The organism is Pseudomonas sp. N-137, from assembly GCF_034555295.1.
Lineage (GTDB): Bacteria > Pseudomonadota > Gammaproteobacteria > Pseudomonadales > Pseudomonadaceae > Aquipseudomonas > Aquipseudomonas rhizophila.
Genome location: NZ_JAXUDQ010000018.1, coordinates 286,414 through 301,827 on the forward strand (window position 1 = coordinate 286,414; position 15,414 = coordinate 301,827).

Annotated in this window: 12 protein-coding genes; 9 read left to right on the forward strand and 3 right to left on the reverse strand. The window is 60.3% G+C overall.

All coding sequences use genetic code 11. The annotated features are described in order from the left end of the window. Nucleotides 1–322: 322 nt before the first annotated feature. The 8 genes from T3A99_RS16185 to T3A99_RS16220 all read left to right on the forward strand — a co-directional run bounded on the left by T3A99_RS16185 (nucleotide 323) and on the right by T3A99_RS16220 (nucleotide 11,158). Nucleotides 323–1,621 (forward strand): MFS transporter, encoded by a 1,299-nt coding sequence (locus T3A99_RS16185; protein ID WP_047226720.1) that lies wholly within the window; start codon nucleotides 323–325, stop codon nucleotides 1,619–1,621. A 230-nt stretch (nucleotides 1,622–1,851) separates the two neighbouring features. Beyond that, nucleotides 1,852–2,850, forward strand: a complete 999-nt coding sequence (locus T3A99_RS16190) for a phosphate ABC transporter substrate-binding protein PstS family protein (protein ID WP_076383209.1) — start codon at nucleotides 1,852–1,854, stop codon at nucleotides 2,848–2,850. Nucleotides 2,851–3,316: 466 nt separating this feature from the next. After that, nucleotides 3,317–5,350: an ABC transporter permease subunit gene (locus T3A99_RS16195; protein ID WP_172833810.1), complete on the forward strand. Its 2,034-nt coding sequence runs from the start codon at nucleotides 3,317–3,319 to the stop codon at nucleotides 5,348–5,350. Nucleotides 5,351–5,365: 15 nt separating this feature from the next. Continuing rightward, nucleotides 5,366–7,036: a phosphate ABC transporter permease PstA gene (gene pstA / locus T3A99_RS16200; RefSeq protein ID WP_047226723.1), complete on the forward strand. Its 1,671-nt coding sequence runs from the start codon at nucleotides 5,366–5,368 to the stop codon at nucleotides 7,034–7,036. A gap of 139 nt (nucleotides 7,037–7,175) precedes the next feature. Beyond that, the gene (gene pstB, locus T3A99_RS16205; protein WP_047226724.1) at nucleotides 7,176–8,009 is read left to right on the forward strand and encodes a phosphate ABC transporter ATP-binding protein PstB; all 834 of its coding nucleotides are present in this window, start codon (nucleotides 7,176–7,178) and stop codon (nucleotides 8,007–8,009) included. 121 nt (nucleotides 8,010–8,130) lie between these two features. Continuing rightward, nucleotides 8,131–8,892 (forward strand): phosphate signaling complex protein PhoU, encoded by a 762-nt coding sequence (phoU, locus tag T3A99_RS16210; protein WP_047226725.1) that lies wholly within the window; start codon nucleotides 8,131–8,133, stop codon nucleotides 8,890–8,892. A gap of 169 nt (nucleotides 8,893–9,061) precedes the next feature. Then, a complete protein-coding gene (locus T3A99_RS16215; protein WP_047226726.1) occupies nucleotides 9,062–10,024 on the forward strand; it encodes a response regulator in 963 nt (320 codons plus the stop codon). A gap of 237 nt (nucleotides 10,025–10,261) precedes the next feature. Next, nucleotides 10,262–11,158: a peptidoglycan DD-metalloendopeptidase family protein gene (locus T3A99_RS16220; protein ID WP_047226727.1), complete on the forward strand. Its 897-nt coding sequence runs from the start codon at nucleotides 10,262–10,264 to the stop codon at nucleotides 11,156–11,158. Between the two features lie 181 nt (nucleotides 11,159–11,339). Here the strand turns inward: T3A99_RS16220 and T3A99_RS16225 are convergent, their stop codons facing one another. The 3 genes from T3A99_RS16225 to phoB form a co-directional block, all read right to left on the reverse strand. Then, nucleotides 11,340–12,680: a hemolysin family protein gene (locus tag T3A99_RS16225; protein ID WP_076383211.1), complete on the reverse strand. Its 1,341-nt coding sequence runs from the start codon at nucleotides 12,678–12,680 to the stop codon at nucleotides 11,340–11,342. Between the two features lie 123 nt (nucleotides 12,681–12,803). Continuing rightward, nucleotides 12,804–14,090 carry a phosphate regulon sensor histidine kinase PhoR gene (gene phoR, locus T3A99_RS16230; RefSeq protein ID WP_230682609.1) on the reverse strand — a complete coding sequence of 429 codons (1,287 nt, stop codon included), beginning with the start codon at nucleotides 14,088–14,090 and terminating at the stop codon, nucleotides 12,804–12,806. Between the two features lie 81 nt (nucleotides 14,091–14,171). Next, nucleotides 14,172–14,861, reverse strand: coding sequence for a phosphate regulon transcriptional regulator PhoB (gene phoB, locus T3A99_RS16235; protein WP_003177195.1), 690 nt, complete (start codon nucleotides 14,859–14,861; stop codon nucleotides 14,172–14,174). A gap of 152 nt (nucleotides 14,862–15,013) precedes the next feature. Here phoB and T3A99_RS16240 point away from each other — a divergent pair, with 152 nt between their 5' ends. Beyond that, the gene (locus T3A99_RS16240) at nucleotides 15,014–15,400 is read left to right on the forward strand and encodes a hypothetical protein (protein WP_107323134.1); all 387 of its coding nucleotides are present in this window, start codon (nucleotides 15,014–15,016) and stop codon (nucleotides 15,398–15,400) included. Nucleotides 15,401–15,414: the final 14 nt, after the last annotated feature.

A 15,414-nucleotide genomic window follows, 5' to 3' on the forward strand; every position in this document is an offset into this window, starting at 1 on the left:
AGGTGAATAGCCGTCTTTGAAAAAAACGATTCAGCCCGAACATGCGTTCGTCACGTTTTTCGTAAAGGCGTGCCAAAGGGAAACTCTGCGAAACCGGCTGGCAGGTTACTACGCCACCAACGACGTTTTCGCACAGCAACCCCTTACAGAGTGTTGCAAGGTTGCGAGTATATCGAGCGATAGACGTCGAGACGACCACCCGGTTCCGATTTTGACTGTCAATTACGCACCTCTATGTGCTTTTTTGAACAATTTGCTATCGTGCCGAGCCTGCCCACCGTTGTCCGGGGTTGCAGAACTGACTATAAGAGAAGCCCTTGCCATGACCACTGCGCCTTCGAGCACGGCGACACCCGTTCAATCGGCTCGTCCGTTGACCCGTAACGATTACAAGACCCTGTCGCTTTCTGCCTTGGGCGGTGCGCTGGAGTTCTACGATTTCATCATTTTCGTGTTCTTCGCCACCGTGGTTGGCAAATTGTTCTTCCCCGCCGAAATGCCTGAGTGGCTGCGCTTGATGCAGACGTTCGGCATTTTTGCCGCCGGTTATCTGGCCCGGCCGCTGGGCGGGATCATCATGGCTCACTTCGGTGACCTGCTGGGACGCAAGAAAATGTTCACCTTGAGCATTTTCATGATGGCCGTGCCGACCCTCATCATGGGGTTGCTGCCGACCTATGCCCAGATAGGCATGTGGGCGCCGATTCTGCTGTTGCTGATGCGCGTGATCCAGGGCGCGGCCATTGGGGGTGAGGTGCCGGGAGCCTGGGTGTTCGTTTCCGAGCACGTTCCGGCGCGCCACATCGGCTACGCCTGCGGCACGCTGACGTGTGGCCTGACCGTGGGGATTTTGCTGGGTTCGCTGGTGGCCACGGCCATCAACAGCATCTATACGCCGGTGGAGGTCGCGGATTACGCCTGGCGGATTCCGTTCCTAATGGGGGGTGTGTTCGGCCTGTTCTCGGTGTACCTGCGCCGTTGGCTGCACGAAACCCCGATATTCGCCGAGCTGCAACTGCGCAAGGCCCTGGCTGCGGAAGTACCGCTGCGAGCGGTGCTGCGTGATCATCGTGGCGCCATTGCCCTTTCGATGTTGCTGACCTGGCTGCTGTCGGCCGGCATCATCGTGATCATCCTGATGACCCCGACCGTGCTGCAAACGGTGTATCACTTCAGCCCGACCACCGCGTTGCAGGCCAACAGCCTGGCGATCGTATTCCTGAGCTTTGGCTGCATCGGCTCGGGCGTGCTGGCCGACCGCTTCGGTGCCGGACGAGTGTTCGTGTTCGGCAGCGCGTTGCTGTTGATCACCTCCTGGACCTTCTATCACAGCCTGTTCAACCACCCCGACTGGCTCTTTCCGCTCTATGCCCTGAGCGGGCTGCTGGTGGGCACCATCGGCGCGGTGCCCTATGTCATGGTCAAGGCGTTCCCGGCCGTGGTGCGCTTCAGCGGCCTGTCGTTCTCCTACAACCTGGCCTATGCAATCTTCGGCGGCCTGACCCCGATGATCGTCACCCTGCTGCTCAAGGAAAGCCCGATGGGGCCGGCCTATTACGTGGCGGTTATCTGCGGTATCGGGATTGCGGTGGGGGCGTATCTCTGGAAGGAAGGTCGTTAAGCCTTCATCGACTGTATTGGCCTCATCGCGAGCAGGCTCGCTCCCACACCGGATCTGTGTTCACCGCACATCCCCTGTGGGAGCGAGCCTGCTCGCGATTGGGCCTGCTCGATCGTCTTTTAAATCTCAATAATGGCCTTTCATCCAATTGTCATATTTCAGCCATAGAGTGTTCACACGGCTTACCGATACTTGGCCGACTTAACACACCTATCTGCTAGGAGTAAGGCATGAAACTGAAGCGTTTGATGACGGCAATGACCTTTGTCGCCGCTGGCGTTGCGACCGCCCACGCGGTTGCCGCTGTCGACCCAGCCATCCCGAGCTACACCAAGACCACCGGTGTGTCGGGCAACCTGTCCAGCGTCGGCTCCGATACTCTGGCCAACCTGATGACCCTGTGGGCCGAGAACTACAAGAAAGAATACCCGAACGTAAATATCCAGATTCAGGCCGCCGGTTCTTCCACTGCGCCACCTGCTCTGACCGAAGGCACCTCCAACCTGGGCCCGATGAGCCGCAAGATGAAGGACAACGAGCTGCAGGCCTTCGAAACCAAATACGGTTACAAGCCTACTGCTGTTCCAGTGGCCGTGGACGCCCTGGCGGTGTTCGTACACAAGGACAACCCGATCAAAGGCCTGACCATGGCTCAGGTCGATGCAATTTTCTCGTCGACCCGCCTGTGCGGCGCCAAGGCTGACGTCAAGACCTGGGGTGACCTGGGCGTGACCGGTGACCTGGCCAACAAGCCAATCCAGCTGTTCGGTCGTAACTCGGTATCCGGCACCTACGGCTACTTCAAAGAAGAAGCCCTGTGCAAAGGCGACTACAAGTCCAACGTCAATGAACAGCCTGGTTCGGCGTCGGTTGTACAGTCCATCAGCAGCTCGCTCAACGGCGTTGGCTACTCGGGCATCGGCTACAAAACCGCCAGCGTGAAAACCGTTGCTCTTGCCAAGAAAGAAGGCGGCGAGTTCATCGAAGACACCGAAGAAAACACCCTGAACGGCAAGTACCCACTGTCGCGTTTCCTCTACGTTTACATCAACAAGGCTCCGAACAAGCCTCTGGCCCCGCTGGAAGCTGAGTTCCTGAAGCTGGTTCTGTCCAAGCAAGGTCAGGAAGTTGTGGTCAAGGACGGCTACATCCCACTGCCAGCCAAGGTTGCCGCCAAGGCCCTGGCTGACCTGGGTCTGTCCGAAGGCGGCAACGTCGCCAAGAAGTAACACCTGAGCCCGGGCCACACCCGGGCTTTTGTGGGGGCGAGCTAGCTCGCGATAGCGGTAGGTCAGTCAACATTGAGGTTTGAATGTGATGACCCCATCCCGAGCAAGCCCCCCACACCCCAATTTCTGTCCGCTGCCGGTATTCACGGGCGGCGGATTTGTTGCGTCACTGCATTGTCATCTTTCTGTCATACAGGATCGCTAGGGTGTGCGCATGAATGATCTGGCCAATTCCACAATGACTACGACTTCCCCTCCCAAGCGCATTGACTTCAATACGCCTGAACTGCAACGCAAGCGCCGTATCCGCGCGCTCAAGGATCGCCTGACCCGCTGGTACGTTCTGGTCGGCGGGCTCGCCGTGCTGGCGGCGATTACCCTGATTTTCTTCTTCCTGGCGTATGTGGTCCTCCCGCTGTTCCAGGGCGCGGACCTGACCTCCAAGGACTCGATTACTCCTGCCTGGATGCAGGACGCCGGCAAACCGCTGATGATCGCCATCGAAGAGCAGAACCAGGTGGCGATGCGGATCTCCGACAAGGGTCAGGCGCTGTTCTTCGATATCGATACCGGAGCAGAGCTGCGTCGTGTCGACCTGCCGGTGCCGGCGGGTGCCAGCGTGACCTCCATCGGCGAAGACCAACCCGGCAGCCCGCTGGTGGTGATCGGTCTGTCCAACGGCCAGGCACTGGTGGTGCGTCATACCTATAAAGTCAGCTATCCGGACGGCAAGAAAACCATTTCGCCGGCCATCGAGTACCCGTACGGCGAAACGCCGATTGTGCTCAACGAGCAGGGCGCGCCGCTGGAGCACGTATCGCTCAACGCCACTGATTCGACCCTGTTGCTCGCCGGTTCCACGGGCGCGCAACTGCAGGTGCTGTCGATCACCAGCGAAGAAAACATGATGACCGGTGAAGTCACCAGCGAGCAGACGCGTATCGATCTGCCGCAGATGACCGAGCCGGTCAAAAACATCTTCGTCGACCCGCGTCAGCAATGGCTGTATGTGGTCAACGGGCGTGCCCAGGCCGATGTGTTCAGCCTGCGGGAAAAGAGCCTCAACGGTCGCTACAAGCTGCTTGAGAACGGCGACGCCCAGGTCACCGCCAGCACCCAGTTGGTAGGCGGGATTTCCCTGATCATTGGTGACTCCACAGGTGGCCTGGCTCAGTGGTTCATGGCCCGCGATGCGGACGGTGAGCAACGCCTGAAACAGATTCGTACGTTCCAGATGGGCACTGCGCCGATCGTTGAGATCACCGCCGAGGAACGGCGTAAAGGTTTCGTGGCCTTGGACGCTTCCGGCAAACTCGGCGTGTTCCACAGTACCGCTCACCGCACCTTGCTGGTAGACCAGGTGGTCGACGGCCAGGGCCTGTTCGGCATGTCACCTCGGGCCAACCGTCTGATCGTGGAGCAAGGCGGCAAATTGCAACCGTTGCTGCTGGATAACCCGCACCCGGAAGTCTCGTGGAGCGCTCTGTGGGGCAAGGTCTGGTACGAAAACTACGACGAGCCTAAATACGTCTGGCAATCGACTGCGGCCAACACCGATTTCGAACCTAAGATGAGCCTTTCGCCGCTGACCTTCGGCACCCTGAAAGCGGCGTTCTACGCGATGCTGCTGGCGGCTCCGCTGGCGATTGCTGCCGCGATCTACACCGCGTACTTCATGGCCCCGGGCATGCGCCGCAAGGTCAAGCCGGTGATCGAACTGATGGAAGCGATGCCGACGGTGATCCTTGGTTTCTTCGCCGGCCTGTTCCTGGCGCCCTACGTCGAAGGGCACCTGCCAGGTATCTTCAGCCTGCTGATGTTGTTGCCCGTTGGCATCCTGGTGGCCGGTTTCGTCTTCAGCCGCTTGCCTGAGTCCGTGCGCCTGAAGGTGCCAGAGGGCTGGGAAAGCGCGATGCTGATCCCGGTGATCCTGTTCGTGGGCTGGCTCTCGCTGTACATGAGCCCGTACATGGAAGCCTGGTTCTTCGGTGGCGACATGCGCATGTGGATCTCCCATGATCTGGGCATCACCTACGACCAGCGCAACGCCCTGGTAGTCGGCCTGGCGATGGGTTTTGCGGTCATCCCGAACATCTACTCCATCGCTGAAGACGCCGTGTTCAGTGTGCCGCGTGGCCTGACCCTGGGCTCGCTGGCCCTCGGTGCCACGCCGTGGCAGACCATGACCCGCGTGGTGATTCTCACCGCCAGCCCCGGCATCTTCTCGGCGCTGATGATCGGCATGGGCCGTGCGGTCGGTGAAACCATGATCGTGCTGATGGCCACCGGTAACACGCCGGTCATGGAAATGAACCTGTTCGAAGGTCTGCGCACCCTGGCGGCCAACGTGGCGGTGGAAATGCCTGAGTCGGAAGTCGGCGGCAGCCATTACCGCGTGCTGTTCCTGTCGGCGCTGGTGCTGCTGCTGTTCACCTTCATCATGAACACCCTCGCCGAGCTGATCCGTCAGCGTCTGCGCAAGAAATATTCGTCGCTTTAAGAAAGGTAGAAGTCTGTGAAACAGAACTCCCTGAAAGGATGGTTCAAGAGCGGCGCCCCCGGCGTCTGGATCAGCGGTGGTGCGGTGTCCATCGCGGTCATCATGACCATTGGCCTGCTGGCAGTGATTGCCGTGCGCGGTCTGGGCCATTTCTGGCCGGCGGACCTGATCCACGCCAGCTACAACGTGCCGGGCATGCCCGCGCATCTGGTTGTAGGCGAAGTGGTGCAGAAGGAATCAGTGCCCCGCGAGCGTCTGAAAAGCGCTGGCCTGCCGGTGCCGGACGAAGGCCCCGAGTTCATGACCCGCGAGTTGATCAAGGTCGGCAACCGGGACCTCAACGGCACGGATTTCACCTGGATCGTCGGTGACTGGCTGACCAACCAGACCACGCCGCCGGAGCTGATGGCCATCGAGCGTCGTGAGTGGGGTAATTTCTACGGCTACCTGGTCAACGTCAAAGAGAACGGCAAGGTCATCGCCGAAGGCGAAGCGGCCTGGCCGGAACTGCAAGCTCGCGTGGCCCGGGTCAACAAACTCGCGGCTGAGCTCAAGACCCTGGAAAAATCCGACATCGGCGCAATCAACGCAGGGCTTGAGCGCATTCGTCTCAAAGGCCGCAAGCTGGAGCTGGAAGGCAAGCTGGACGCTGCTGCACAAGCGGACCTGGACGCTGACCGCGCCGAGCTCGATGCCCGCTACAAAGACATCGAAGCGCGTCTGGGCGACCTGCATTCGCAGTTCAACCGCGACAGCCTGACCGCCCGCGATGCCAATGGCAAAGAACTGGAAATCGAGATCGGCAAAGTGGTGCATGCCTACCAGCCGAACGGCATGGGGACGTTCACCAAGATCGGTTTCTATTTCAGCAAGGTCTGGGAATTCCTCAGCGACGATCCTCGTGAAGCCAACACCGAAGGCGGGATCTTCCCGGCGATTTTCGGCACCGTCATGATGACCCTGATCATGGCGATGGTGGTGACGCCATTCGGTGTGCTGGCAGCGGTGTACCTGCGTGAATACGCTCGCCAGGGACCGATGACCCGCCTGATCCGCATCGCGGTGAACAACCTGGCGGGCGTACCGGCCATCGTCTACGGTGTGTTCGGCCTGGGCTTCTTCGTTTATGTGTTAGGTGGTTCGGTTGACCGGTTGTTCTTCCCCGAAGCCCTGCCGGCACCGACATTCGGTACCCCGGGCCTGCTCTGGGCGTCCCTGACCCTGGCGCTGCTGGCGGTGCCGGTGGTGATCGTCGCCACTGAAGAAGGCCTGGCGCGTATCCCGCGTACTGTGCGCGAAGGCTCCCTGGCCCTGGGCGCGACCAAGGCTGAGACACTGTGGAAAATCGTGCTGCCCATGGCGAGCCCGGCGATGATGACCGGCATGATCCTCGCGGTGGCTCGCGCCGCGGGTGAAGTGGCGCCATTGATGCTGGTAGGCGTGGTGAAACTGGCCCCGTCGCTGCCGCTGGACGGCAACTACCCGTACCTGCACCTGGACCAGAAGATCATGCACCTGGGCTTTCACATCTATGACGTAGGCTTCCAGAGCCCGAACGTCGAAGCGGCGCGACCGCTGGTATACGCCACGGCGCTGTTGCTGGTGCTGGTGATTGCCACGCTCAACCTGTCGGCGGTGTGGATCCGTAACCACCTGCGCGAGAAGTACAAAGCACTCGATAGCTGATTTCACACTGATCTTTTGTGGGAGCGAGCCTGCTCGCGATGGCATCACCTCGGTTTTAAAGCCAAACCGAGTTGCCTGAATCGCGAGCAGGCTCGCTCCCAGACAACCGAACCGAATTTGTTAGCACAGGGAGCCTCCCATGCAACACGAGACACAAGCACGCGGCATCAACATGTCGGCCCTGGGCCGCGACAAGCAGAGCCTGGACCTGGCTCAGGAAACCGTCGCCATCGAAGTGCCCGGCCTGAACCTGTTCTACGGTCAGAAGCAGGCTCTGTACGACGTCAGCCTGAACATTCCGAAACAGCGCGTCACCGCGTTCATCGGCCCGTCGGGCTGCGGCAAGTCAACCTTGCTGCGCACCTTCAACCGTATGAACGATCTGGTGGACGGCTGCCGCGTCGAGGGCGAAATCAACCTCTACGGTAACGACATCTACCGCAAGGGCGAAGATGTGGCCGAGCTGCGTCGTCGTGTGGGCATGGTGTTCCAGAAGCCTAACCCGTTCCCCAAAACCATCTACGAGAACGTGGTCTACGGCCTGCGCATCCAGGGTATCAACAAAAAGCGCATTCTTGACGAAGCCGTGGAATGGGCGCTCAAGGGCGCGGCGCTGTGGGACGAGGTCAAGGATCGTCTGCACGAATCGGCACTGGGCCTGTCCGGTGGTCAACAGCAACGTCTGGTGATTGCCCGTACCATCGCCGTTGAGCCGGAAGTCTTGTTGCTCGACGAACCTTGCTCGGCCCTGGACCCGATCTCGACCCTGAAAGTCGAAGAGCTGATCTACGAGCTCAAATCCAAATTCACCATCGTCATCGTGACCCACAACATGCAACAGGCGGCGCGGGTTTCCGACTACACCGCCTTCATGTACATGGGCAAACTGGTGGAATTCGGCGACACCGACACCCTGTTTACCAACCCGGCCAAGAAGCAGACCGAAGACTACATCACCGGTCGTTATGGCTAGTCGAGGCCGCTGCAAGCCGCACGTTTGACGCGGCGATACAGAAGCGGTGCGGTATCAGGATCAACATTCAACTGCTTGAAGCTTGCAGCTTGAAGCTTGCAACTTTCGCGGAGCGCACAAGATGATTTCGAAGGAAGGCCTTACTCACCACATTTCCGCACAGTTCAACGCCGAGCTGGAGGAAGTACGCAGTCACCTGCTGGCCATGGGCGGGCTGGTGGAAAAGCAGGTCAACGACGCGGTGACCGCGCTGATCGAGGCCGACTCCGGCCTGGCCCAGCAAGTGCGCGAGATCGACGACCAGATCAACCAGATGGAGCGCAACATCGACGAAGAGTGCCTGCGCATCCTGGCCCGTCGTCAACCGGCCGCTTCCGACCTTCGCCTGATCATCAGCATCTCCAAGTCGGTGATCGATCTGGAACGAATCGGCGACGAAAGCACCAAGATCGCCCGTCGCGCCATTCAGCTGTGCGAAGAAGGCGAGGCGCCGCGCGGTTACGTCGAAGTTCGTCACATTGGCGACCAGGTGCGCAACATGGTGCGCGACGCACTGGATGCCTTCGCCCGTTTCGACGCCGACCTGGCACTGTCGGTGGCCCAGTACGACAAGATCATCGACCGCGAATACAAGACCGCGCTGCGTGAGCTGGCGACCTACATGATGGAAGACCCGCGCTCCATCTCCCGGGTGCTGAGCATCATCTGGGTGCTGCGTTCTTTGGAGCGTATCGGCGATCATGCGCGCAACATCTCGGAACTTGTGATCTACCTGGTGCGCGGCACCGACGTGCGGCACTTGGGGCTCAAGCGCATGAAGGCCGAAGTGGAGGGCACCTCGTCCGAAACCGCTAATGTTCCGGGCGAAACTGACGATAAGTAAGATTGCCCAAGAAAAGCGCCCGGCCTTCTGGTCGGGCTTTTTTTTGCGGCTTTTTTAATCGAAAGCAGCACCCCGCGAACGAAGAGTCCCGGCGTGACTGAAGGTTTTTTGGCAATATGCCATCAGTAAAAGCGGTATGCTTGCCGGGATTTTTTAGAGGTGTATCTGGATGAGTAAGGTCAGTGTGTTGGTCGTGGACGACGCTTCGTTCATTCGTGACCTGGTGAAGAAGTGCCTGCGCAACTACTTCCCGGGCATCCGCATCGAAGATGCGGTGAACGGTAAGAAAGCCCAATCCCTGCTGGCCCGTGAGGCGTTCGACCTGGTGCTGTGCGATTGGGAAATGCCGGAAATGTCGGGCCTGGAACTGCTGACCTGGTGCCGCCAGCAGGACAATCTCAAGGGCATGCCGTTTGTGATGGTCACCAGCCGCGGCGACAAGGAAAACGTGGTCCAGGCGATCCAGGCCGGCGTTTCCGGCTACGTCAGCAAGCCGTTCACCAACGAGCAACTGCTGACCAAGGTCAAGCAGGCCCTGCACAAGGTTGGCAAGCTCGACACCCTGATGAACAGCGCTCCGACCAAGATGAACTCGGCGTTCGGCAATGATTCGCTCAGCGCGCTTACCGGCGGCAAGGCGGCTCCGGTTGCGGCGGCGGCTCCGGCGGTCAATCCATTTGCCAAGCCTGCTGTCGTTGCAGCTGCCGCGCCCGCCGCTGTTGCTGCTCCAGCCCGCGGCATGCTCAACAGCCCGCCGGTCAAGGCGCCTTCAGCCTCCACCGCCCCGGCTGGCGCCAACCGTGGTCAGGGCCAGTTGCGCCTCTCCAGCGGCACCCAGCAATGCGTGATCAAGGCCCTGAGCCTCAAGGAAGCGCTGCTGCTGGTCAAACGCACCGACACCCTGCCACAGGTGCTGGAAAGCGCCGTGCTGGACATGGAGCAGGGCGACAACGCCGAAACCGCTCGCCTCAACGGTTACTTGCACGCCATCGTTGCTCACGAGCAGACCCCCGACAGCGAATGGCTGCAACTGACCTTCCGTTTTGTCGATAAAGACCCACAGAAGCTCGACTACATCTCCCGCCTGATTGCCCGCGGTACAGCGCAGAAGCACTTCGTACCTGGCGCCTGATTCGGCGGCGTCCTTCAGTCAGTCATCGCGAGCAGGCTCGCTCCCACAGTGATCTCTGTTGTTCACAAAATTTGTGTCCACAGCAGATCCAGTGTGGGAGCGAGCCTGCTCGCGATGGGGTCACCAGCGGCAATAGCGCCCTATCGGCCAACCCATTTTGAAACATCCGTCGACTACGCTGGTCCATCCAGCTGCTAGGCTGCTGTACAGGCCTTCATTTCGACAGAATTCTTGCCCATGTTTTTGCCCCTGCTGTTTGCCTGTGGTCTTGTCCTGGCCTCCACCTCGGCCGTGGCCATGACGATCTACAAATCCACCGATGCCAATGGCGTGGTGTCCTACAGCGACCGCCCCAGCAAGGGCGCGCAGGTGTTCGTGTTCCGTGATCGCATGGTCGAACGTCTCGAGCGCCAGGTGTTTCTCGATATCAAGAAACAGAAGGGCGCGGACGCGGTGTTCGTGCGCAACGACTTGTACGCGCCGGTGGAGATCGAATTGAGTTTTGCCGGGCTACGCAACGTCAGCGGGGCACCGAGCCGGCCGATCCGGCGGGTGCTGCCGGCGCGCAGTAACCTGCGTCTGGCGCTGCTCACGGCCACGCGCCCCGGAAAGCCTTTGGTGTATACCCCGCGGTTCGAATACTCCCTGGGCGACCCTGCAGGCACGGCGCAGGCTTATCGCTACCCGCTGCCGTGGCGTGGTGGTCCGTTTCGGCTGAGCCAGGGGGCCAACGGTCAATACAGCCACTATGGCCCCAAAAACCGTTATGCCATGGACATCGCCATGCCCGAGGGCACGCCGATCATCGCGGCGCGCGGCGGCGTGGTGGTCAAGACGGAAAATCACCAGACCGGCCGTGGCACCGACCCGTCGGGCAACTTCGTGCGGGTGCTGCACGATGACGGGACCATGGGCGTGTACCTGCACCTGCAAAAAGGCTCGGTGAGCGTGCGGGAAGGGCAACGGGTGATGGTGGGAACGCCGCTGGCGCTGTCGGGCAATACCGGCAACAGTTCAGGTCCGCACCTGCATTTCGTGGTGCAGCGCAATACCGGGTTGGGGCTGGTGTCGATTCCCTACCAGTTCAATCAACCGGTGGGCGACTTGCCCAACTTTGCGTTGGGCAAGCAGTAAGTCCTGAATAGGCAGGGGGCTCTTGTGGCGAGGGGATTTATCCCCGCTGGGGCGCGAAGCGAGCCTCAGCACTGCTAACTCAATTGACCCGTCACCCTGGAATGTCAGCTTTTGGGGCTGCTTCGCAGCCCAGCGGGGATAAATCCCCTCGCCACAGGGGTGTTCAATATCAGGTTGACGCTCAATCGAGCATCAACACCTTCGCCAGAATAATCTTCGGTCCTTTCATCTTCTTGATGATGATCCGCAGGCCTTCGACTTCCAGCACTTCTTCCTCTTCCGGCACGCGCTTGAGGGTTTCATAGACCAGCCCGGCGAGGGTCTCGGCCTCGATGTGGTCCAGGTCGATGCCCAGCAGGCGCTCGACCTTGAACAACGGCGTGTCACCGCGCACCAGCAGCTTGCCCGGCTGATAGGCCAGGATGCCGCGCTCGGCCTTGCGGTGTTCGTCCTGGATGTCGCCCACCAGCACTTCGAGCACGTCTTCCATGGTCAGATAACCGATGATGTTGCCGTCGGCTTCTTCAACCAGGGCGAAGTGCGAGCCGCCCTTGCGGAACTGCTCCAGCAGCTGCGAGAGCGGCATGTGCCGCGACACGCGCTCCAGTGGGCGGGTGAGTTCGGCCAGGTTGAACGACTCGGGAATGTGATCCAGGGCCGCCAGTTCCAGCAGCAGATCCTTGATGTGCAGCAGGCCGACGAACTCCTGGCGATCGCTGTCGTACACCGGATAGCGGCTGAACTTGTGGCGACGGAACATCGCCAGGATCTCCTTGAGCGGCGCATTGAACTCCAGCGTCACCAGGTCTTCCCGGGAGTTGGCCCAGTCCACCACTTCCAGCTCGCCCATTTCCACAGCCGAGGCCAGCACACGCATGCCCTGGTCGCTTGGGTCCTGGCCACGGCTGGAGTGCAGGATCAGTTTCAGTTCTTCACGGCTGTAATGGTGCTCGTGATGCGGGCCGGGTTCGCCTTGGCCGGCGATACGCAGGATGGCGTTGGCGCTGGCATTGAGCAGGTAGATCGCCGGGTACATGGCCCAGTAGAACAGGTACAGCGGCACGGCGGTCCACAGCGACAGCAGCTCGGGCTTGCGGATCGCCCAGGATTTGGGCGCAAGCTCACCGACCACGATGTGCAGGTACGAAATGATGAAGAACGCGGTGAAGAACGACACGCCCTTGATCACTTCCGGTGACTCAACGCCGACCGCGCCCAGCAGCGGCTCCAGAACGTGGGCGAACGCCGGCTCACCGACCCAGCCCAGGCCCAGGGAGGCCAGGGTGATACCCAGTTGACAGGCCGACAGGTAAGCATCGAGCTGGCTGTGAACGGTACGCAGGATATGCCCGCGCCAGCCGTTTTTCTCAGCGATGGCCTCGACCCGGGTCGAGCGCAGTTTGACCATGGCAAATTCGGCCGCAACGAAAAAGCCGTTGAGCAGAACCAGGATCAGAGCAAAAAGAATCATGCCGAATTCGGCGAAGAGTGTTGCCAGGGACAAGCCAGGGGAAGGGTCCATGATGGAGTTTTGCGGGTTCCGTATATTCGAAAGGATTGGAAATGAGTGCCTGAAAAGGCAGGCACAAGTCAGCCAATGTAGCGGCTGACTGGGCTGTTGCCTAGTGGCGAGTGCTGGCCGGTCTCAATCGGCGGCGCGGGTGAGGCGCGCGCGAACCGTCTGTGCCGGGGCAAAATGGCAGGTAAACGTACTGCCATGGCCGGGCACGCTGCTGATTTCCATGCGCCCGCGATGCCGCAGTAACACGTGCTTGACGATCGCCAGGCCCAGCCCGGTGCCGCCGGTATTGGAGTTGCGGCTGGAATCGACGCGGTAGAAACGTTCGGTCAGGCGCGGCAGGTGTTTGCTGTCGATGCCGATGCCCGAATCCTGCACGCTCAGGTGTGCGCCTTGGCCGTCGCCCCACCAGCGAACGTGAATCCGGCCTTGTTCCGGCGTGTACTTGACGGCATTGAACACCAGATTGGAGAAGGCACTGCGCAGTTCGGCCTCGCTGCCCTTGAGCTGCACGTTCGGGTCGGCTTCAAGGGTGATGGTCTGCTGCTTGGGCCCGGAGAGTTCCTGGGCATCCTCAACAATGATTTGCAGCAAGTCGTCGACAGGCACCGGCTGGTTGTCCGAGGGGTAATCGGTGGCTTCAAGTTTGGCCAGCAGCAGCAGGTCATTGAGCAGGGTCTGCATACGCCCGCTTTGCTGGTGCATCTGCTGCAAGGCCCTGCTCCAGCGTGGGTTCACTTCCTCGACATTGTCCAGCAGGGTTTCCAGATACCCGCAGATCACGGTCAACGGCGTGCGCAACTCATGGGAGACATTGGCGACGAAGTCTTTGCGCATCTGTTCCAACTGATGGATGCGCGTCACGTCACGCACCAGCATCAAGTGCTCGTTGTTGCCGTAGCGTGTGAGGTACAGCTGAATGCGCACCCGGTCATTGGTGGGTGAAGGAATCTCCAGCGGCTCGGCGTAGTTTTCCTGTTCGAAGTATTCCTTGAAGCGAGGGTGGCGCACCAGGTTGGTCACTGGCTGGCCGCTGTCTTGAGGTGTCTTGAGGCCCAGCAGGGTTTCGGCGGCGCGGTTCCACCATTCCAGGTTGCCATCGCTGTCGAGCATGATCACCGCGTCCTTGAGCGCCGCAGTGGACTCCTGGACCCGGTCGATCACCGCTTGCAGGCGGCCACGCACGCGCTGGTCGCGCCGTTGCAGGTGATAGATGCTGTCGAATACCTCACCCCACAGGCCATAGCCGTCAGGCGGGGCCTCGTCGGGTTTATGCAGGCGCAACCACTCATGCATGCGCAGCAATTGCTTGAGCGTCCAGGCCAGGTACAGCGCCAGGCCCGCCGCCAGACTCCAGCCGTAGAAGCCGGTGATCAGGCCCACGACCAGACAGCCGGTCACTAGCAACAACATGTGGCGAATCAGGGTGCCATGCCAGTTTTGATTCAATTGAACGCGCGTCCTTGTCAGCTTGTCGGGCGGTAAGGGCTCGGGTCAGGCCTTGGTCGAAAAACGGTAACCGGTGCCGCGCACAGTTTGTACCAGATTCTCATAGGCATCGCCGAGGGCTTTGCGCAGGCGACGAATGTGCACGTCCACGGTGCGCTCCTCGACATAAACATTACCGCCCCAGACCTGGTCCAGCAGTTGCCCACGGGTATAGGCGCGCTCCTGGTGAGTCATGAAAAATTGCAGCAGACGGTATTCGGTCGGGCCCATCTCGGCGGGTTTGCCGTCGATGGTCACGCGGTGGCTGATGGGGTCCAGCAGCAGGCCGCCGACTTCAATCGGTGCCTCGCCGTCGGTCGGGCCGGCGCGCCGCAACACGGCCTTCAGGCGTGCCACCAGCTCCCGAGGGGAAAACGGCTTGGTGATGTAGTCGTCGGCGCCGACTTCCAGGCCCTGGATCTTGTTGTCTTCTTCGCCCTTGGCGGTGAGCATGATGATCGGGATATCACCGGTCAGCTCATCGCGCTTGAGGCGTCGCGCCAGTTCAATGCCAGACGTACCGGGAAGCATCCAGTCCAGCAGAATCAAGTCGGGCTTGCGGTCGACGATGATGGCGTGGGCCTGTTGGGAGTTTTCTGCTTCCATGCAGTCATAGCCGGCCATCTCCAACGCAACGGCGATCATCTCGCGGATGGGCGCTTCGTCGTCGACGATCAGAATGCTCCTGCCAACCATGGGGTAATCCTCTTGTCATTTAACTGTCTTGCGCCGCATTAGATAACGGAATTATTGCAGTCGTGTGACACTTGTTTCGGCACCCGGCAGTGTAGAGGATCCTGGACTAAGCTTTTGAGTCCGATTCCTGACAACTGCAAAAGAAGGTTTCCATGACTTACCTTACCCAATCCATCAAGGCTCTGGGCCTGGCGGTTGCCTTGGTGCTGCCGGCGCTGGCGTACGCGGCTGACGAACCGGCGATGATCAAAGATGGCATGCTGACCGACCACAAGGGCATGACGTTGTACACCTTTGAGAATGACCAAGGCGGCAAGTCAGCGTGCGTTGCCAAATGTGCCGAGAACTGGCCACCGCTCAAGGCTGAAAGCGCTGCCATGCCCATGGGTAAATGGACCGTGATTACGCGCGACGACGGGTCGTCGCAGTGGGCCTACGACGGCAAGCCGCTGTACACCTTCGTGAAGGACAAGAAAGCCGGAGACAAGACCGGTGACGGCGTGATGGGCGGTGCCTGGAAGGTTGCCAAGCCCAAGTAGCTGATCGGTGCTAA

Bases quoted from the DNA above. Each gene is read 5' to 3' on its own strand.
- T3A99_RS16185 (WP_047226720.1), top strand. From the start codon at position 323: ATGACCACTGCGCCTTCGAGCACGGCGACACCCGTTCAATCGGCTCGT.
- T3A99_RS16190 (WP_076383209.1), top strand. From the start codon at position 1,852: ATGAAACTGAAGCGTTTGATGACGGCAATGACCTTTGTCGCCGCTGGC.
- T3A99_RS16195 (WP_172833810.1), top strand. From the start codon at position 3,317: ATGCAGGACGCCGGCAAACCGCTGATGATCGCCATCGAAGAGCAGAAC.
- pstB (WP_047226724.1), top strand. From the start codon at position 7,176: ATGCAACACGAGACACAAGCACGCGGCATCAACATGTCGGCCCTGGGC.
- phoU (WP_047226725.1), top strand. From the start codon at position 8,131: ATGATTTCGAAGGAAGGCCTTACTCACCACATTTCCGCACAGTTCAAC.
- T3A99_RS16215 (WP_047226726.1), top strand. From the start codon at position 9,062: ATGAGTAAGGTCAGTGTGTTGGTCGTGGACGACGCTTCGTTCATTCGT.
- T3A99_RS16220 (WP_047226727.1), top strand. From the start codon at position 10,262: ATGTTTTTGCCCCTGCTGTTTGCCTGTGGTCTTGTCCTGGCCTCCACC.
- T3A99_RS16225 (WP_076383211.1), bottom strand. From the start codon at position 12,680: ATGGACCCTTCCCCTGGCTTGTCCCTGGCAACACTCTTCGCCGAATTC.
- phoR (WP_230682609.1), bottom strand. From the start codon at position 14,090: ATGTTGTTGCTAGTGACCGGCTGTCTGGTCGTGGGCCTGATCACCGGC.
- phoB (WP_003177195.1), bottom strand. From the start codon at position 14,861: ATGGTTGGCAGGAGCATTCTGATCGTCGACGACGAAGCGCCCATCCGC.
- T3A99_RS16240 (WP_107323134.1), top strand. From the start codon at position 15,014: ATGACTTACCTTACCCAATCCATCAAGGCTCTGGGCCTGGCGGTTGCC.